Origin of the sequence: Planococcus sp. CAU13, from assembly GCF_000775575.1 — a bacterium.
Lineage (GTDB): Bacteria > Bacillota > Bacilli > Bacillales_A > Planococcaceae > Planococcus.
Window position 1 is genome coordinate 17801 of record NZ_JRGN01000154.1, and the last position, 19061, is coordinate 36861.

Genomic DNA, 19061 nt, shown 5'->3' on the forward strand with positions numbered 1-19061 from the left:
GCTTTCACCAAGAATCTTTTTTCTTCGTATTTGTATTAAAAACAGACAGTCCTTATGCAGAAATAAAATGATAACTTTATCGCGGGATAGCTTTAAGAATAGTAATAAAGACAAATTAAAAAAGCTCCTGTCCGAAGACAGAAGCTTTCAATTATTTACAGGTTCAAATGTACGGATAGCTGTCAGGAAAGGCTCTCCGTATTTTTCAAGTTTATTGGCACCGACTCCGTTGACCTCAAGAAATTCTTCAGGTGTCTTTGGTCTTCTCGCGCACATATCATGCAGCGATTTATCGGAAAAAATGACGAATGGAGGCACGCCGCCCTCGTCTGCCAATTCTTTCCGGATTCTGCGAAGTTCCTCAAAGAGCGGATCGTTATCGGCGATTTGCCTGGTGACCACGGCTCCTTTGCGGAGAACCTGGCGTTTACCGAGCAGCACATCTCTGCCGCCGTCCGGAACGTAGATGGTTGGAAATGATCCCTGTTCGACCGCCAGCAGTTCCTGGGAAATCATGAATTCGATCAAATTGGATACTTCTTTGGCGCTGTGATGTTTCAGGATTCCATACGTCGATAGTTTATCAAAACCGAAATCCAGGATTTTTTTATTGCGGGAGCCCGTTAAGACCTGAGCCGTCATCATCTTGCCGAATTTCTGTCCCATGCGGATGACGCATGACAGGACCATCTGAACGTCTTTTGTGACATCCAGGCTTTCCCGGTCGTCGACACAATTTCCGCAATGGCCGCATTCATCGGCTGCATGGTCGCCAAAATAATGAATGATGAATTGCTGCAGGCAATTTTCGGTATGGCAATAATCGACCATGCCCTGCAATTTGACCAGTTCTCCGGGAATCCGGCTTGGGTCCTGCGCCTGGTCGATCAGGAAACGCTGTGTCTGCACATCCTGCGAAGCGTAAAGCACGATGCATTCACTCGGCAGGCCGTCCCGACCGGCACGTCCCGCTTCCTGGTAATAGCTTTCCATATTCTTCGGCAGCTGATAATGGATGACATAACGGATGTTGCTTTTGTCAATCCCCATTCCAAAAGCATTGGTCGCCACCATGACAGTGACTTCATCGTTCAGGAATTGTTCCTGGCCTGCTCTCCGCTGGTCGTCCGGCATACCAGCATGATATTTCGCCGCCCTGATGCCTTTTTTCAGCAGCATCTCATAAACCGAATCGACGGTTTTGCGGGTAGCCGCGTAAATGATTCCCGCTTCTTTGTCATTTTTCTGGACATATTCTTTAAGATATTTTTCGCGGTCCTGGCCGCGGATGACGGAAAACGTCAGATTTGCCCGTTCGAAACCGGTCATGATCGTATGGCGTTCTTCTATATTAAGGATGCGGCAGATATCTTCACGTACCTGCGGCGTTGCAGTTGCGGTAAGCGCCAGCACAGTCGGGTTATTCGGAAACAGTTCCATCATACGGCTGATCAACCGGTAGCTCGGACGGAAGTCGTGGCCCCATTGCGAAATACAATGTGCTTCATCGACTGCAATCAGTGGGACATGGACTCCCTGCAATTCATTCAGGAACATTTCAGAATCCAGACGTTCCGGTGCAATATATAATAATTTCACAGCTCCGCGCTGGACGTCGTAAAGTGTTTCACGGACTTCGTCGAAATCCATCGAACTGTTTATATAAGCTGCTGGAATGCCAGCTGCCAAAAGTGAATCCACTTGGTCTTTCATCAATGAAATCAACGGCGAAACAACAATTGTCGTACCTTCCATCACCATTGCAGGAATTTGGTAGCACATCGATTTCCCGCCGCCTGTAGGCATGACACAAATCGAATTATGGCCACCAAAAACCTGTGAAATCGCTTGTTCCTGGCCTGTGCGGAATGTTCCATAACCAAAATAGGTCTGCAATAATTCTCTTGCTTTTTCCAACAATACAAACACTCCTATAACTCGTTTCGTATTGCTTAGCTTATCATATTTCGCTTCTTTTTACTTTTCCCGGAACTGGAAAAGCGGCGAAGCGCGAAGCGCTAATGGAGCACAGAGGTTTTTATAAATTCACTTGTGAGCGTGGACTGGCTTATGACCCGAAGAGATGGGCCGTCGGAGTCTGGACAAAGAAACGCCGAAAGCTTCAGCCTCCGGCGCCTTACTGTCTCTTCTTCAATACGAAAAAATAAGGGGCTGCTGCGGTTTTTTCGTCCATCATTCCGAGCAGCAGGCCATCTTCCACCTTGCGGAAATGATCAAAGATCGGCAAGTTGTCATAAATCATCGCTGCACTGATTTTTCCGCGGTGAAGCACCATGCGCATCCGGGCTTTTCCTCCGGCAGCCTTCACCAGTTTGCGCCCATCCATCACCGGCGCCGGGTCTGCGGGGAAGATTTCGCCACCCGGACTTTCAAATAACAGCGGGTCAACATTTTCCGCATCATGAAAAGCTTTTCCGTACCAGTTCAATTTTTTCAGAACGCCATCAAGCGGATGACCGGTATAAAATTCCATTCCCTGCCACGTACCTAAAAGCTCCTCCAGCACCACTTCTTCGAGTTCATCAAACAGACGGCAGGCGGTATGCGTATCCGTTCCGCCTTTCTCAAGGATTGTCCGGAATTCATTGCGGGCGTCCATACCATCACTCCTTCAGATTTCAAGATCCCAATGCAGCGCTTCTTCCTCTTTCATCTGCTGTTCGGTTTCCGGGGGATATACGGTACGGAATTTATGATGGTCCTGTGGAATCACTTCTATCATTTTAGCGATCATATCCTGGGGATCGAATTGATCTTCCAAAGCCTGATCGGATTCCTCCATATCCTCCTTTTTGGTGAAATGTATTTTTTCGTCGTACCATTTCCACTTGGCTTCTGCACTACGATCATTAAATCCTGTGGCGAATGCTCCGGGATTGATCGTAGCCACTTGAACGCCGAATCCTTCTAGCTCTTTTCTCATCGTTTTGGCAATCGCTTCCACAGCATGTTTTGTTGCAGTATAAGGTCCGACGTACGGCGTTGAAGTAAGACCGGCCATCGACGAGATGAAAATGATTTTGCCTTTCCTTTTCTCCACAAATTTACGCGCTGCAATCTGTGCCGTTTCAAGTGTGCTGAAAACATTTACTTCAAAGAGTTCGCGGAAGTTCATCATTGGCACTTCCGCCAGAGCTCCTCCTTCATTCACTGCAGCATTGGCGACAAAGATATCAAAATCATAACTAATCATTTGAGCAAGATCCTGCGGATTTTTTATATCCATCTTAAAGATTTCCAGTTGCACGCCTTCCGCTTCCGCCGCTTCCATCAACGCGGTGACTTGCGGCGCAGTTTCCACCGGCGCTATGACGCGATGCCCTTTCTTCGCCAGACCGATGGCGGTTCCTTTTGCCAATCCGCTGCCTGCCCCAGTAATAAAAATTGTTTTAGCCATAATAGCCCCTCCAAAATTTTCTTTTGTTTATTGGATATCTTCCCTTTAGAAAACGGCTTAAACTAAAAAACCCATCCCAGACAGAGGGATGAGCAGATATTGCCGAAATCGGCTGTTATGAATTTACGATGCCATAGCTGCCCATGCGCCGCTTCACTTTGATGTATGATGCAGCTTCAGCTATTTCGTCCGGGTTCAACGGTTTATTGTCAAGCAATAAGTTATAATCCATGATGTTCGTCAAGTTCTGCAGATCAAGATCGATCGTCCGCTCTTCCCTGTTCAGTAAATTATCTACTGTGACTTCGAAATAATCCGCTAAGCGCGTCAAGTGGCTGACAGAAACTTGTTTTTTACCACTTTCGTAGGCCCATACCGTACTTTTCGCAAAACCGATTTCTTCCGCAAGTTTTTCAGGCGATAAACCTTTTTCTTCCCGCAATTGTTTGATCTTACTGCTTAGCTCCTCCATTTCACAATAGCTCCTTCTTTATTAAAATTCTAACTATTTAAAATATACTGCACTATCAATTTTTTTACAATATCTTTGTATAATGTTTTTAAATATTTTTGAATATTTCGTGAACAAAAGAAATCTCGAATTCTTGATAAAACTTCATTACCCGTGCCTAAAGATGCGATTTAATGAAAAATAACTAGTCTTTTTTCATTAGAAAACAATTATATTAATAAAAAATAATACAAATATGCTGTTTTACAGATACTCACAATAAATGTTTAATATATCCATTTATAAAAAAATTGAAAAACAATGGCGCCTGCCATTGTTTTTTCTGTCCCCCTATTTATTGACCATCATTTATACGCATTCCCATCTGCCTTGCAAAAGCCAGCGCCTGATTTGGCGAAACGGTGCAGCCCGACATTTTTTCAATTGTTACCTGAATGGCCTCAAAGCGGTTCGTGCTGAGGTCGATTCCGTTCATGTCCGTCTCCGAAAAACTGATTTCTTCCATATCACAGGAGACGAATTCCGTATCTTTCAATTCCGATTCATAAAAATCGGCCTGCCGCAGCGACGAATTTTCAAAACGCGTGAAAGTGGACAGCGAAAATCCAAATGCTGCATAATTGAGTAAACAATCGGAAAACAATGTGTGCCGCACGCCGGCTTCCGTGAAATTGACGCCCATCAGTTTGGAGTTGCGGAACTCCGTCCGGTGGAAGACGCAGCGGCTGAAGTCGGCGTTGGACAAGTCACAATTAATGAACAACACATCCACGAATTCACTGCGCGGCCATACGATCTCCTGGAAATTCACATTTTCAAAAATCACTCCATCGAAATGCAGCGCACCTTCCGGCTCATGACCGATCGTCTCCTGACTGATCCGGCAGCGGCTGAGGCAGCCATCATCCAGTCCTTCAAGAAAAGTTTTTTCGGGCAATTGTTCCTGTATAATCGGAATCTGTCTTTGTTTCTTCTTCATGGGCTCACCTTCCTGTGTAAAGAAAGCGGCTGCCCCGCAATAAGGGCAGCCGCTTCTGTCATTTCGTTCTGTTATTTATTTACTGTCTCGCTGCCGACGCACTCATCAACCACTTCCGGCTTTAAAATGAGGTCATCCGTCACTTCGAGCTGATAGATCTTATTGTCTTTCATGAATTTAAATACACCGTTATTAAAATCAGTGCCGATTTCCTTAAAGAAGATGCCTTCTACCTGACAATCTTTCCTTTGGGCAAAACTGATTTTATAATCGCCGTTTTCTCTCACAAGATAGCAGCGCACTCCAGTTTCGAACTCTTCATCTTCAGCACCGATATTTCGGGCGACGGAAACGACATGGAAGTCCGCAAAAGGAATTTCACGGAGCAGCATATTCAGGAAAGAGCCTTTCGTAATTTCTTCCCAGCGGCTGCGCGCAGTCTGGCCGATGACAATTTGTGTAATATTCAATTCTTTGGCGACTTCTGAAATAACTTTCGGAGAAGGGCGCTTCTCGCTGTCCCGGATGATGAATTCATCGGCATCGAGTTCATCGGCCAACTCTTCCCATCGTTCGATGTAAGAAGATTTTTCCGCATCAAAATCGTCCAAAGGCAGTGGGTCTACAGTTAGAATATATAATGGACAATCCAGCATACTGGCTAATTTATGTCCCCTTTTGATGAGGCGTTCACCATTTGGGCCGTAAAATACACATACCAGGATACTTTCGTCCATGCGTCCTTTGACAGTTTTCATTTCATTTCACCTCTTCAGGGATTTTTCACAAGCCGGCACTTCAAAACTATGAAATTATACTGCTAACGAATGTTAAAATCAAGCTCAGGAAAATCTAAATCGATTTTGCTTCATTATATCTTTTTTTCACATATGACTAATGAGTGATAAAAAACACTAAAACCTTTATAATCTATTAAGTATGCACTTATTTTAAGTGCTCCATTTTTTATTGCCATAATAAACCCCGGCGATTTTTCATTTCTATAAGAAATCCCCTCACTTGCTTAAAACCAACAAAATCCACCGACTCTCAACAATAATTTCAGACGTAGGAGGTTACCACGTGTATTTGATCATTTCTGCAATCTTACTTCCTTTCGCAGCAGCAGCTCTAATTCCCTTAATACATAACAGGCTTGGCCGGCTGAATATCGGCTGGCTGGCTTTAGCAATCCCTCTATCCCTGTTCGCATTCTTCGTGTACCAGATTCCTGCGATTTCAGCAGGTGAGACGTTTACGGAAACACTCTACTGGCTGCCTTCAATCGGCATTGACATGACTGTCTATCTCGACGGGCTCGGTCTGATCATGGCGCTGTTGATAACAGGTGTGGGGAGTCTGGTTATCCTTTACTCCATCTACTATTTATCAGCAGCGGATTCTCTTCCGCATTTCTATGCCTACCTCATGCTGTTCATGGGAGCCATGCTCGGAGTTGTGCTATCCGATAATTTAATGGTGCTGTACGTTTTTTGGGAGCTTACAAGCATTTCTTCTTTCCTGTTGATCGCATTTTGGTACCACCGGAAAAATTCCCGGGCAGGGGCCCAAAAATCCTTACTGATCACTGTATTTGGCGGTTTCGCCATGCTTGCCGGATTTTTAATGCTTCATACCATGACCGGTACCTTCAGTGTACGCCAAATCGCAGTGGAACTCACCCAATATGCAAATCATGAGTTGTTCTACCCGGCTATGTTCCTTGTACTGCTGGGAGCATTCACGAAATCAGCCCAATTTCCGTTCCATATCTGGCTGCCGGATGCGATGGAAGCGCCAACGCCTGTCAGCGCCTATCTGCATTCAGCAACAATGGTAAAAGCGGGAATTTATCTCGTCGCCCGGTTCACGCCGATTTTCGGAGGAAATTCCGCCTGGTTTTGGACAGTCACGCTGGTCGGTCTCGTGACCTTATTCTGGGGCGCTTTTAATGCCATCCGCCAGACTGACCTGAAAGCGCTGCTCGCTTATTCCACTATCAGCCAGCTTGGCCTGATCATGAGTCTTCTCGGCCTTGGCTCTGCCGCCATGCAAACAGGCATCACCGCCGAAGCGGCTGCCGTCTACGGGCTTGCTTCTTTTGCGGCGCTGTTCCATATGGTCAATCATTCCACCTTTAAAGGCGCTTTGTTCATGGCGGTCGGAATTGTCGATCACCAGGTCGGAACCCGGGACATCCGGCGGCTTGGCGGTCTGATGGCATTTCTGCCATTCACCTTCACAATTGCAATCATCGGAAGCGCATCAATGGCGGGACTCCCTTTTTTCAATGGCTTCCTGAGCAAGGAAATGTTTTTCACCGCTTCGCTTGAAGCATTGAATATGGAAATGTTCGGCCTCGGCACATGGGGCTGGCTCGTACCGGTCATTGCCTGGGCAGCGAGCGTCCTTACGTTCGTCTATTGTGCCATTATCGTTTTCCGCACTTTTTTCGGCGCTCATAAGCCGGAGAAATTGGATAAGATTCCTGTCGAACCACCATTCGGCATGCTTCTGCCCCCAGCCATCCTGTCATTTTTGATCGTCGCTGTCTTTTTCTTCCCTAATCTATTGGGAGATCATTTACTGCGGCCTGCACTAAACGGGGTTCTTCCGGGCATAACCGGCGCGGCTCCGCATATTAAAGCCTGGCACGGCTTCAACACTGAACTTTGGATGACTGTGGCAATCGTTGTGTTTGGTACCATTCTATTCATTTCATTCAGAAAATGGAAGGGTATTTACAAATTATTTCCTGCAGGATGGACTTTCAATGCGCTGTATACCAATTCCCTTAAAGGCATAGAAAGAGCATCCAGTTACCTGACGAATTCTTACATGACCGGCCATCTGCCTCATTATTTTGCATACATTTTCAGTTTCTTCGTAATTGCAGCAGGCGGAACGTTGATCTGGTCCGGCGCTTTGAATATCGATCTGGCAAATGATTCTCCGCTGAGTGTATATGAAATATTGCTGGTGGTGGTAATGGCCATGGCAGCTGTCGCTATCCTTTTTGCGAAATCCAGAGTGTCGGCCATTCTGCTTAACGGCGTTCTCGGGTTCTCCATTGCAATGTTCTTTGTGCTTTTCAGAGCGCCCGATTTGGCACTCACCCAATTAGTCATTGAAACGGTGACTACTGTCCTGTTTTTAGTATGCTTCAATTATCTGCCCGATTGGAAAAAAGAAAATTCACCAAAGCATGTCAAAGTACGGAACACAATTATAGCCATCACCGGCGGTTTGACCATCACGCTGATCGGTCTGTCCGTCAACAGCGCCGATTTGTATGAAACAATTTCCGGCTACTTCGAAGATTCTTATGAACTGGCCGGCGGCCGAAACATTGTCAACGCGATTCTTGGTGATTTCCGGGCTTTAGATACACTGCTCGAAGGCCTGGTCCTGTTTATCGCTGGGATCGGTGTCTTCTCACTGATCCGACTCAAAGTAAGAAAGGAGCCGAACGACAATGAAAATTAATGACGTTATTTTGAAGACTGTCGCAAAAGCTGTAGTCCTCGTTATCCTGACTTTCGGACTTTACCTGTTCTTCTCCGGCCACCACACTCCTGGCGGCGGATTTATCGGGGGTCTCGTTTTGGCATCCGGCTTTGTGCTGCTGTTCCTGTCTTATGATGTGGAAACCGTCAGTGAAGGAATCCCTATCTCCTTTAAAAAAATGTCTGCACTGGGCGTCCTGATCTCCATGACAAGTGCCCTGGTGCCTGTTTTCTTCGGACAGCCTTTTCTCAGCCAAAGTTTCGGCTATTTCGACCTGCCGATCTTCGGGAAGACAGAACTTGCAACCGTCACGATTTTCGAAGCCGGCATCGCCCTTACTGTGGTCGGAGTTGTGGTCAACATTATCCTGAGCATAAGTGAGGGGACAAAATAATGGAGACTTTGATTATCATTTTAGTCGGTGTATTGACCGCCGTTGCCATTTACCTGGTTCTTTCCAGAAACCTTATCAGGGTTATCCTCGGCACGGCCATCTTCTCGCATGCGGTGCATTTGCTGATTTTGACGATGGGCGGCCTGAAAAACGGAACAGTGCCTCTTCTGGGTGAAGATGCGACAATTTTTGTGGATGCTTTGCCACAGGCACTCATCCTGACTGCAATCGTCATCAGTTTTGCCGTGACCGCTTTTGTCCTTGTGCTGGCTTATCGCGCGTACCAGGAACTTGGCACCGATGATTTAGAAGAAATGCGGGGTGCCGATGATGAATAACATTCTAGTATTTCCGATGCTGCTGCCGATTCTGGCAGGCATCATTCTGATTTTTTTCCGCACACACAGAAGGATTCAGATTGTAGTCAGTCTGGGTACCATGATTGCCGTAGCGGTCATTTCCATCTATATATTGAACACAATCCAGACCGATGGCATATTGCGCCTTGACTTCGGCGGATGGGCACCGCCTTTTGGCATCCTGTTCGTGGCGGATTCCTTTTCGATGATTCTGGTTGTAACCACCAGCATCGTTACGTTCATCTGTTTGCTCTATGCAGTCATAGCGGCAGGCAAACAGATGAACACCCTCTATTTCCATCCTGCTGTGCTGTTCCTGAATGCCGGAGTCATCGGCTCGTTCATGACAGGCGATATGTTCAACCTGTTTGTCTGTTTTGAAGTGATGCTCCTGTCTTCATATGTTCTGCTTACACTCGGCGGGTCGAAACGCCAATTGCGTGAAGCGATTAAATATGTAACGATCAATATCGTGTCTTCCTGGTTCTTTCTGGTGGCACTCGCTTACCTCTATGGATCAGTCGGAACACTGAATATGGCTCACATTGCCATGCGCGTTGCCGAAAACGGGCAGGGACCGTTGCTTACCACTGTCAGCATCGTGTTTCTCATCGTTTTCAGTTTAAAAGCCGGGCTGCTTCTTTATTTCTGGCTGCCGGGTTCGTACAGCACGCCTCCCGCAGTCACATCTGCCCTGTTTGGCGCATTGTTGACGAAGGTCGGAATTTACGCGTTGTTCAGAGTCTTCTCGCTGATTTTCCCTCACCACCCTGAACTGACGCTGTCACTGATCGGCGTCATGGCAGCGATCACGCTGATCGGCGGGAGCTTCGGAGCAGTCGCTTCCAATGATATACGGAAGATCGCCGCCTATAATGTAGTTATTGCCGTCGGATTCATCCTTGTCGGCCTTGCTATTTCAACGCCTCTTGCCATCGAGGGCTCCATCTATTACCTGATTCACGATATGGTGGTTAAAGCTCTGCTGTTCCTTGTAATCGGGGCCATAATTTCTCTGACAGGAACGACAAAGATAGAGGAAATGAGCGGGCTCATGAAAAACTATCCTCTGCTGGGCTGGTCATTTTTCATCGCCATGCTGTCCCTCGCCGGGGTTCCGCCTTTCAGCGGATTCATCGGTAAAGTCCTTGTTTCAGAAGGGGCCATCCAGAACGGCAACCTTGTTCTTCTGGCGCTCGCGCTGCTGTCGAGTCTTTTCGTTCTTTATTCACTCCTGCGGATTTTCAGAAACTGTTTCTGGGGAGAAACAATCATCAGCAAAGACGAGCAATTGCCGCTGCATAAAGGCATTCTGGTGCCTTGTCTGATTCTGGTGCTTCTGACGGCAGGAATCGGACTTGGCGGAGAAGGGCTTGCCGTCTACGTCACCGATGCAGCCAATACTTTACTGAACCCGGAAATCTACATAGATGCGGTTTTCAGTCAGCAGCAATAAAACACCGCGTCTGTTGAACAACATTCCGCTGATGCGCATTTATGAATGAAAATCCTTACCTATTGAAAGGAGTGACTGCGAATGCCGGCCCAGTTTCTGATAAATATCACGATCGCCTTTCTATGGACGCTGCTGATGGATGAAGAAGCTTTCTATTTGTCGACGTTTATAACAGGTTATCTGATCGGTATCGTCATCGTTCTGCTGATGCAGCGCTTTTTCGGCTCCCAGTTTTACTTGCTCAGGGTTTACTCGGCCATAAAGCTTCTTCTTATCTTTATATCCGAGCTGTTCCAATCGAGCATTCTGATTCTGAAGCAAATTTTGAGCCCCAAGCTCAATATCAAGCCGGGAATCATCACTTACGAACATAATATGGAAGGCGATTATGAACTGACGACTCTGGCCCTGCTGCTTACACTGACGCCGGGATCCGTAGTGATGGAAGTGTCACCAGACGGTAAAATTTTTTATATCCATGCAATGGATGTCGAAGAGTCAAAGGAATCCCTTCTCCGTTCAATCAAAACGTTTGAGAAAGCAATTATGGAGGTGACGAGAAATTGATCCAGACGATATTGGCCATCTCATTGTCCCTCTATATCATTGCCATTCTTTTGGCACTTTACCGGATTATCAGAGGCCCTTCGATGCCTGACCGCGTAGTGGCTCTGGACATGATCGGCGTCAACCTGATTTCCGCTGTAGCGGTCTTTTCGGTCGCCCTTGGCACGCATGCCTTTCTGGAAGTCATATTGATTGTCGGGATTCTCGCCTTCATCAGCACAATTGCGTTAGCCCGTTTTGTTGAGAGAGGAGCGATTGTTGAACATGATCCAGATCGTTGAATATGCCGGAGTCATCCTCATTCTGCTCGGCGGGATCATGGCTGTCATAAGTGCCTTTGGCATTTTGCGGCTGCCCGACGTCTACACCCGTTCCCACGCAGCTACGAAAAGCTCGACACTGGCCGTTCTTTTGTCCTTGTCGGGTACATTCATCTACTTCTGGGCATCTGAGAGTTTCATCAGCGTCCGTCTCCTGCTCGGGATTACGTTCGTTTTCCTGACGGCTCCGGTTGCCGGCCATCTGATTACACGGGCAGCCTACCGCTCCCGCGTAAAACTTGCAGACTCTTCCACTGAAGATGCCCTGGAAGAAGTTTTGAGAAAAGCTGAAGAAAAAATTGAAGATGTAACTGAAGATGATAACGATCCAGAACAGCCGCCTAACTGAGCGGCTGTTTTTTTGGTCGTAATCCAAAAGACTTTCCTATAGAATATAATTAGTCGAAATATTCAAAAAGGAGAGCTTATGGAAAATGTGAGAGAAACGTTTAAAGAAGTCGCTGCCGCTATTTTGCCTGTCACTGTTGTGGTCATCATTTTGCAAGTTGCCATTATCCGTATGCCAATGGAAGCCCTGCTTCAGTTTCTCATCGGCGCTCTCTTTGTAAGCATCGGTTTTTTCCTGTTTCTTTTAGGCGTAAATGCAGGGCTTCTTCCAATAGGCGAAATGATTGGCAAAAGGCTGCCGAAAACGAGGAATGCCTGGCTCATTGTCGGCGCCGGTTTTTTGCTTGGCGTTGTGGTGACCATTGCAGAACCCGATTTGCGCGTGTTGGCAAAACAAATTGACGAGGTTTCCGAAGGCACAATCAGTGCAACTATCCTGATCCTTTCTGTTTCTCTCGGACTTGCTATATTTGTCGCACTTGCTATGATCCGTACGCTTTTTAACATTCGGCTGCATTATATCCTTATTGCCGGATATGCTTCGGTCTTTATCCTGTCCTTCTTCGTCCCGGAAGCATTTGTACCAATTTCCTTTGATTCTGGAGGTGTAACGACAGGACCAATGGCTGTACCTTTCATCCTGGCGCTCGGAGTAGGTGTCGCTTCCTCTTTACGCAGCCGCGATTCCAAAGATGGCACTGAAGGTTTCGGCCTGATTGGCCTTGCCTCGATAGGCCCTGTCCTGGCAGTCATGATCCTGGGGGTGATTTTCTGATGGAAATCCATGTGTTCGAGGGATTTGGCGGCGTCCTCCAGGAAGTGGCATTTGCCTTGGTGCCTCTTCTGATCTTCTTTTCAATCTTCCAGATTTTCATGTTGAAATTACCAATGAGAAGGCTTGGACAGGTGGGAATCGGTTTTATACTGACCTTTCTTGGCCTTGCATTTTTCCTTCAGGGGGTACATGTGGGGTTTATGCCCATCGGAGAAATGATGGGGCAATCACTGGGTGAAGGCGCAACCACCTGGTTTCTGATTCCAATCGGTTTCATCCTTGGATTTGCAGCTACTTTTGCTGAGCCCGCCGTCAGCATTATGAATGATGAAGTCGACGAAGTGACGGGTGGGTATATTTCTGCAAGAGTCATGCTCTATACATTGTCGATCGGCGTAGGCCTCTCCATTGCTTTGTCGATGCTGCGTATACTGACGGATATTTCACTTTGGTACTTTTTAATTCCAGGATATTTAAGCATCCTCATCCTCATTTTCATGTCAAAAGACATATTCATCGCTATAGCTTTCGATTCCGGTGGAGTTGCAACAGGTCCGATGACTGTCACGTTCATCTCTTCACTTGCCGTGGGCGTTTCTTCCGTAACAGATGGAAGTGATCCTCTGGCCGATGGATTCGGGATGATAGCACTCGTGGCAATGACGCCTATAATTGCGGTGCTGGTGCTGGGCCTTATATTCAACAGAAAGGGCGGGAGGAATACCGATGAATCTTAATCATAAATTAATGATTGCCATTGTCAAAAGAGGCTATTCGCGCCGTGTGATAGCAGAAGCAAAAAAAGCCGGGGCTGACGGAGCCACCATTGTTTACGCGGAAGGTGTCGGAAGAAATGAAAAACCTACTTTTCTGGGGCTTCCTCTAACCCATGAAAAAGATGTCATTTTCATAGCCATTGATGGCCAAAAAGAATTGGAAGTGGCTGAAGCGGTGAGCCGCGAAGGGAAACTGGGGAAATCGGGTTACGGCCTCGGATTCACTGTCCACCTCAGCAAATTGCTGGGTGTGCCACATTTATCGCACCGGACTGACGATCGGAAAAAGAAGAAAGGGGAGAACATAGTGAAGAATGCCTTGCATGAATTTCAGTTAATCGTTACCATCGTCAACAGCGGCGACTCCCAAAAAGTGATCAAAGCTGCAGCAGACGCCGGGGCTGAAGGCGGCACAATCCTGAATGGCCGCGGCACCGGCGTCAATGAACAGCAGACATTCATGAATTTCACCATCGATCCGGAGAAAGATGTTATTTTGACGCTGGTTCCTTCCAGCTATACCGAGAAAGTTGTCGGCAATATCGAAAAGGCGGTCGACCTTAATGCTCCAGGGCGAGGAATCGCTTTTCTCATCGATGTCGAAAATGTTTTCGGTGTCAATCATTCGTCTTTGGATTATAAACAGGAACAAAAGAAGCGCCGCTGAAATTGCCAGCGGTGCTTCTTTTGTTATTTCCTGAAAAATGTAATCAGCACAATCCAAAGGGGATTACGGCTGGACTTCACTTTTTTCTGGCGGCTTATCATGCGGCTGGCTTCCACTTCCGAGCGAATGTCTTCCATTCTTTGCCGAACGGCCATTTCATCTGTCCGAAACATGCCTTTTCCTCCTTATTCCCGGATTCGCTTGAGCCACTTTTTCCCTTACAGGATAAGTTCTCCTATATTGCTGGAGCCCAGCGTTTTGTCGTTCTGCCTATTGTCATCCTTCAATCCCAGCCGCCCTGTATTAACTCGGATTTTCCCCTGCAGCGCCCCTTTTATATCTGCCGAATCCACTTCCACTTCACCAAAAACATCGAGCGTTTTCAGTTTGTCCATAATGGTTTCACCCGTTACGTCACCATCCAGCACAAGTGTCCCGTTGACGATGAGGCTGATCGGTTCTTCTAATGCCCGGAACTGGCTGTCCGACCACTGCTCTTCACCGTCGATCAGAATGAAATGACTGGCGTAGGACAGCACTTCTGTTTCCAGCCGCTCCAATTTTTCATATATCACATCTTCAATGCTTTCATGGCAGACGATGAATGATCTGGAGTCAATTCTGCTGATTGCCTGGTCCACTGCTTCTCTTGTTACATCTGCTTCAAACACCAGCGGTTTTCTGGTCATCAGCTTTTCTTCACGGAAGCTTTTGATCGAACGCGAATTGACGCGGAGCGATTTTTTCAGGATCCGATAGCCGGCAGGAATCACTTCAATGACGCCATTCGGCGCGGAATCCATTTTCCCGTAGATCAGCGCTTCCTGTTCCTGGTGGACTGACAGCAGGCCATTGACGGCGATCTTTTTAATCCTGGCTTTGAATAATTCCGTATCGATGTCTTTTGGAATCGCCAATTTGCCGTTGACAATCAAATGCACCGGCTCTTCCGCTGCTTCAAGAAACGCGTTGCTCAGCGTAATACTGCCATTTTCAATCCGCGGCGGCGCGCCTTCATACACTTCAATTTTGCTCTCACCCCTGGAAAACTGCCGGCTCACTTGTCCTGCCAGTTTGGCAGGTGCAAAAATTTCGCCGTTTACGATGAAATCCAAGGATTTATTGTTCAAATGTTCCGCTTCGACATCATGCCCAAAAATCAGCATGCCGTTCACAACCATTTTCATCGGCTGATCGATCGATTCCAGGTAATTTCGGTCAATTTCCAGCGTTCCATTGTAATAGCTGTAGTCTTCGGGCACTTCCACCGTCTTGCCGATATTGCCGATATTCAAGGCAGCCAAAAGATGTGACTGGCCGCTTCTGAAAAGCACAAAGCCGACGTTGCCGATCCTTTCATATGCCTGGACACTTTGTTCTGTTGCATTCAATAAATTCAATACCCCTACATTGCCGATCGTCTGTTTCATCCTTATTCATCCTCCAGTATGTCTCTCAATTTTTTAATCGCGAAATGCAGCTTATACCTGATTGTCGCAGCCGGGACTTGAAGCTGATCCCCGATTTCCCTGCTGGTCATCCCCAGCCAATATCGCTTGAATACAAGGTCGCCCATTTCCAGAGTTAAATGCGACAGCAGCTCGGCCACTTCCAGCCGGTTCATCGCCAATGTCTGTTCCGGAAAATCCATTTCATCTTCCCATTCGGAAATGCGCTGGTCTTTCCGCCGGTCATCGATCAGCCGGTTCTTCATCACCCGGAAGAACCATGCCCGCTGTTTATAGACAGGCAACGCGTGCAGTCCCGGTTCCTTCAGAGACTTCTCGAGCGCATCCTGCACAAGGTCGTCAGCTTCCTGCCCGTGCCGGGAAATGGAGCGGGCGAAGCGGTGCAGATCAATTTTCAGATTTTCATACATCGTTTCGGTCTCCATTGCGTTCCCCGCTTCCTGACTTATTGCCTCTCTCATTAAGATAACGGATGAACAGTTCAAAGTGTTTGAAGAAATAAAAAAATCCGGCAGACCGTCGAAACGGCCTGCCGGATTTCCATTTTCTTATTAATATGGTTTTGCTTCGTGCCCTGTGGTCGAAGCCCCCTGTGCCACTTTGTTTGAAGCCGGTTTACCCATCAGTTTCGGTTCTGCGCCTTCATTTTCTTTCATCGCTTTCAGTTTTTCTTCCATATTTTCACGTACACGGCGGCCGTAATCTTCATCCGCTTGTGTAAAGTGATGGATCATTTCTTCCTGGATACGCGGATCGCAGACTGACAGCGCGTCTCCCAGGTTGTTGATCAGCTCATCTCGTTCCCAGTCTTCGAAACTGCGGTACGTTTCGCCTGCCTGACCATAGTTATTCGTGCGGTCGATCGGCGCTGACACAACTCTGGCATTGTAATGCGGCTCGTGCGGAGGCGTTTGGTTCGTATCCGCCTCTGTGTAGCCACCGAGAACAGAAGGCTCATAGTTGATCGACGGATTCGATGGATTTTCATGCGGATTCTTGACGTCCATCATACCGCGCTGCTGGTTGGTCGCCACACGTTTTTTCGGTGCATTGACCGGAAGTTTCAGATAGTTGGCGCCCACACGGTAACGCTGCGTATCAGAATAAGAGAACGTGCGGCCCTGCAGCATTTTATCATCCGAGAAGTCCAGGCCGTCGACAAGTACCCCTGTTCCGAATGCCGCCTGCTCGATTTCAGCATGGTGGTCGACCGGGTTGCGGTTCAGCACCATTTTACCGACTGGCAGGAACGGGAATTTATCCTGCGGCCATAATTTCGTGTCATCAAGCGGATCGAAGTCGAGTTCCGGATGCTCATCGTCGCTCATGATCTGAACGAATAACTCCCATTCCGGATAATCGCCGCGTTCAATTGCTTCATATAAATCCTGTGTGGCATGAGCAACGTTCTGCGCCTGAATCTCGCTCGCTTCTTTCTGCGTCAAATTGCGGATCCCCTGTTTCGGCTCCCAGTGGTATTTGACCAGAACCGCTTCCCCTTTGTCATTGACCCATTTATAGGTATTGACGCCGGAACCCTGCATGTGGCGGTAAGTGGCCGGGATGCCCCACGGCGAAAACAGGAATGTGATCATATGCGTCGCTTCCGGTGAACGCGCCACGAAGTCAAACATACGCTCCGGATTCGGAACGTTCGAAGCCGGATCTGTTTTAAAGGCGTGGATCATATCCGGGAATTTCATCGCATCGCGGATAAAGAAAATCTTCAGGTTATTACCCACTAAATCCCAGTTGCCGTCTTCCGTATACATCTTCACCGCAAATCCGCGCGGGTCCCGCTCGGTTTCCGGTGAATGGCGTGATCCTGCAACAGTGGAGAAGCGCACCATCAAAGGCGTCTGTTTGCCGGCGCCTGAAAAAACTTTGGCGCGGGTATATTTTTCTACCGGCTCATCGCCAACTTTGCCATAAGTTTCAAAATAACCAAATGCACCTGTGCCGCGAGCATGGACGACGCGCTCAGGAATTTCTTCACGGTCAAAATGAGAGATTTTTTCTATGAAATGATAGTTTTCCAATGTGGCCGGACCCCGGTTGCCGACTGTCCGGATATTTTGATTGTCCCTGACCGGGTGGCCTTGGCGGGTCGTAAGAGATTCTTCGTTCTCCCCTGTTCCCATTTTCCGGTGCAGTTCTTCATTGTTTTCCTTCATACTGAATCCTCCTTCTCATTCTTGTATCACCTTATATACTTCCCATTTTCTTTACAATTAAACCTTTAATCCAGCTGAAAAAATTGAATATTTGATTGCAGATGGACAAAGTGCCGGCGGTATGGAAAAATTAGAAAGAATACAATCAAGGAAAGCAGGGTTAACCATGAGTATCGAGTTAAAAGAAAAAGGGAGATTCGATCCTTTTAAAGTTTTTTTGAAAGTTGCGACAGCCTGGCTGCTTTCTCTCTTTCCCTCAAAAAACGGAGATAAAAAAATCGTTTTAATCGGCGGCAACCTTGGTGAAAAGTATGAGGACAATGCGGCTGTTTTCCATAAATACCTGATTGAAAACTATCAGGACCGCGCAACGGCATATTGGCTGTACGATCCGAAAAAGTCGACTTCAGAAGGCAAACAGGCAGCCAATGCCGTCGCCCTCGGCAGTTTCCGGAACTATCTGCTGTTCTTCAGAGCCGACTATACATTCCATGGCCATTCGCTCATGTATGATATTGCGCCGTCGGTCGATAAATTCCTGTTTCTGAACCGCAAAACGAAAATTACACACATCAGCCATGGCATTGAAGGCTTTAAAAAAATCCTCATCCAAAAAGAAGATGTGCCTTTATTGAAGCGGACAGATTACTTCAACTGCGCCTCCAATTATGAAAAGGACCTGAAACTGAAAGAATGGAAAATTCCTGAGCACAAGCTGATTGTCACGGGCTTTCCGCGCTTCGACCGCTTCGGGCCGAATGAGCCTGCGCCGCGGGTCCAAAAAATCCTCATGATGATGACCTGGCGCGAATGGCTTTTCGATCTGAGCGAAGAAGAATTTGTTGAAAGCGCTTATTTCAAGAATACAATCGGGCTCATCAGCCATGAAGGCATCCGGAAGCTGATAGCCGATAACGATCTGCATATGCGCGTCGCCCTACATCCCTTCATGCGGAAATTCGAAAAGCATTTTACCGGACTCGACCATCCCGAAAGCGGCATCGAATTCCTGGATTTCAACCATTCTTCCATTGAACGGGCGATTATCGAGAATGATATGCTGTTGACGGATATCACCAGCGTATCGTGGGATTTCCTTTACCTGAATAAACCCATCATCTTCAATATGTTCGATAAAGAGGAATATATGGCACGCCGGGGCACTTATTTGAGCCTCGACACGGACCTGTACGGCTATAAAGCGGACTCGATCGAAGAAGTCCATCACTTCCTGAAAAAAATTGTCGAAGAAAACATCACAACAAACGAATGGTATCTGAAAGCCCCTCAGTTTATCGATTATTTCGACCGGAATAATTGTGAGCGATTGGCGAAAAGAGTCATAGGGATATGAAAAGCGAAGAGCGCCCGGAAATTTTC

At 47.2% G+C, this 19061-nt stretch carries 21 protein-coding genes; 11 read left to right on the top strand and 10 right to left on the bottom strand.

Annotated elements, in window-relative coordinates; translation table 11 throughout:
- Positions 1 to 147: 147 nt before the first annotated feature.
- The 6 genes from recQ to KW93_RS06525 all read right to left on the bottom strand — a co-directional run bounded on the left by recQ (position 148) and on the right by KW93_RS06525 (position 5627).
- Positions 148 to 1920: a DNA helicase RecQ gene (gene recQ, locus KW93_RS06500; RefSeq protein WP_033542179.1), complete on the bottom strand. Its 1773-nt coding sequence runs from the start codon at positions 1918 to 1920 to the stop codon at positions 148 to 150.
- 217 nt (positions 1921 to 2137) lie between these two features.
- Complete coding sequence (locus KW93_RS06505) at positions 2138 to 2620, bottom strand: DUF4334 domain-containing protein (RefSeq protein WP_033542180.1); 483 nt, start codon at positions 2618 to 2620, stop codon at positions 2138 to 2140.
- A gap of 12 nt (positions 2621 to 2632) precedes the next feature.
- Positions 2633 to 3418, bottom strand: a complete 786-nt coding sequence (locus KW93_RS06510) for an SDR family oxidoreductase (protein WP_033542181.1) — start codon at positions 3416 to 3418, stop codon at positions 2633 to 2635.
- A gap of 115 nt (positions 3419 to 3533) precedes the next feature.
- Complete coding sequence (locus KW93_RS06515) at positions 3534 to 3890, bottom strand: helix-turn-helix domain-containing protein (RefSeq protein ID WP_033542182.1); 357 nt, start codon at positions 3888 to 3890, stop codon at positions 3534 to 3536.
- Positions 3891 to 4224: 334 nt separating this feature from the next.
- Positions 4225 to 4869 (bottom strand): pentapeptide repeat-containing protein, encoded by a 645-nt coding sequence (locus KW93_RS06520; protein WP_033542183.1) that lies wholly within the window; start codon positions 4867 to 4869, stop codon positions 4225 to 4227.
- Between the two features lie 71 nt (positions 4870 to 4940).
- On the bottom strand, positions 4941 to 5627 hold the full coding sequence (locus tag KW93_RS06525) for a universal stress protein (protein ID WP_033542184.1): 687 nt from the start codon (positions 5625 to 5627) through the stop codon (positions 4941 to 4943).
- Positions 5628 to 5952: 325 nt separating this feature from the next.
- Here KW93_RS06525 and KW93_RS06530 point away from each other — a divergent pair, with 325 nt between their 5' ends.
- The 10 genes from KW93_RS06530 (at position 5953) to KW93_RS06575 (ending at position 14038) form a co-directional block, all read left to right on the top strand.
- Positions 5953 to 8355 carry a Na+/H+ antiporter subunit A gene (locus KW93_RS06530; RefSeq protein ID WP_033542185.1) on the top strand — a complete coding sequence of 801 codons (2403 nt, stop codon included), beginning with the start codon at positions 5953 to 5955 and terminating at the stop codon, positions 8353 to 8355.
- Positions 8345 to 8770 carry a Na(+)/H(+) antiporter subunit B gene (locus KW93_RS06535; protein ID WP_033542186.1) on the top strand — a complete coding sequence of 142 codons (426 nt, stop codon included), beginning with the start codon at positions 8345 to 8347 and terminating at the stop codon, positions 8768 to 8770. Before KW93_RS06530 ends, KW93_RS06535 begins: the two co-directional genes overlap by 11 nt.
- A complete protein-coding gene (locus tag KW93_RS06540) occupies positions 8770 to 9108 on the top strand; it encodes a Na(+)/H(+) antiporter subunit C (protein WP_033542187.1) in 339 nt (112 codons plus the stop codon). Before KW93_RS06535 ends, KW93_RS06540 begins: the two co-directional genes overlap by 1 nt.
- The gene (locus KW93_RS06545) at positions 9101 to 10585 is read left to right on the top strand and encodes a Na+/H+ antiporter subunit D (RefSeq protein ID WP_033542188.1); all 1485 of its coding nucleotides are present in this window, start codon (positions 9101 to 9103) and stop codon (positions 10583 to 10585) included. The genes KW93_RS06540 and KW93_RS06545 overlap by 8 nt, the downstream gene beginning before the upstream one ends.
- A gap of 81 nt (positions 10586 to 10666) precedes the next feature.
- On the top strand, positions 10667 to 11152 hold the full coding sequence (locus KW93_RS06550; protein WP_033542189.1) for a Na+/H+ antiporter subunit E: 486 nt from the start codon (positions 10667 to 10669) through the stop codon (positions 11150 to 11152).
- The gene (locus tag KW93_RS06555) at positions 11149 to 11433 is read left to right on the top strand and encodes a Na(+)/H(+) antiporter subunit F1 (RefSeq protein ID WP_033542190.1); all 285 of its coding nucleotides are present in this window, start codon (positions 11149 to 11151) and stop codon (positions 11431 to 11433) included. Before KW93_RS06550 ends, KW93_RS06555 begins: the two co-directional genes overlap by 4 nt.
- On the top strand, positions 11417 to 11821 hold the full coding sequence (locus KW93_RS06560; protein ID WP_442956613.1) for a Na+/H+ antiporter subunit G: 405 nt from the start codon (positions 11417 to 11419) through the stop codon (positions 11819 to 11821). Before KW93_RS06555 ends, KW93_RS06560 begins: the two co-directional genes overlap by 17 nt.
- A 78-nt stretch (positions 11822 to 11899) precedes the next feature.
- Entirely contained in the window at positions 11900 to 12595 is a 696-nt protein-coding gene (locus KW93_RS06565; RefSeq protein ID WP_033542192.1) for a DUF1538 domain-containing protein, read from the top strand.
- A complete protein-coding gene (locus KW93_RS06570; protein ID WP_033542193.1) occupies positions 12595 to 13332 on the top strand; it encodes a DUF1538 domain-containing protein in 738 nt (245 codons plus the stop codon). Before KW93_RS06565 ends, KW93_RS06570 begins: the two co-directional genes overlap by 1 nt.
- Positions 13322 to 14038 carry a P-II family nitrogen regulator gene (locus tag KW93_RS06575; RefSeq protein ID WP_033542194.1) on the top strand — a complete coding sequence of 239 codons (717 nt, stop codon included), beginning with the start codon at positions 13322 to 13324 and terminating at the stop codon, positions 14036 to 14038. Before KW93_RS06570 ends, KW93_RS06575 begins: the two co-directional genes overlap by 11 nt.
- A gap of 23 nt (positions 14039 to 14061) precedes the next feature.
- Here KW93_RS06575 and KW93_RS17430 read toward each other — a convergent pair whose 3' ends face one another.
- The 4 genes from KW93_RS17430 to KW93_RS06590 form a co-directional block, all read right to left on the bottom strand.
- Positions 14062 to 14211 carry a hypothetical protein gene (locus tag KW93_RS17430; protein ID WP_161787029.1) on the bottom strand — a complete coding sequence of 50 codons (150 nt, stop codon included), beginning with the start codon at positions 14209 to 14211 and terminating at the stop codon, positions 14062 to 14064.
- A 45-nt stretch (positions 14212 to 14256) separates the two neighbouring features.
- Positions 14257 to 15468, bottom strand: a complete 1212-nt coding sequence (locus KW93_RS06580; RefSeq protein WP_033542195.1) for a hypothetical protein — start codon at positions 15466 to 15468, stop codon at positions 14257 to 14259.
- Positions 15469 to 15470: 2 nt separating this feature from the next.
- Positions 15471 to 15932, bottom strand: coding sequence for an RNA polymerase sigma factor (locus KW93_RS06585; RefSeq protein ID WP_033542196.1), 462 nt, complete (start codon positions 15930 to 15932; stop codon positions 15471 to 15473).
- Between the two features lie 126 nt (positions 15933 to 16058).
- Entirely contained in the window at positions 16059 to 17681 is a 1623-nt protein-coding gene (locus KW93_RS06590; RefSeq protein WP_033542197.1) for a catalase, read from the bottom strand.
- A 166-nt stretch (positions 17682 to 17847) separates the two neighbouring features.
- Between KW93_RS06590 and KW93_RS06595 the strand changes: the two genes are divergently transcribed.
- Positions 17848 to 19035, top strand: a complete 1188-nt coding sequence (locus KW93_RS06595) for a CDP-glycerol--glycerophosphate glycerophosphotransferase (protein WP_033542198.1) — start codon at positions 17848 to 17850, stop codon at positions 19033 to 19035.
- Positions 19036 to 19061: the final 26 nt, after the last annotated feature.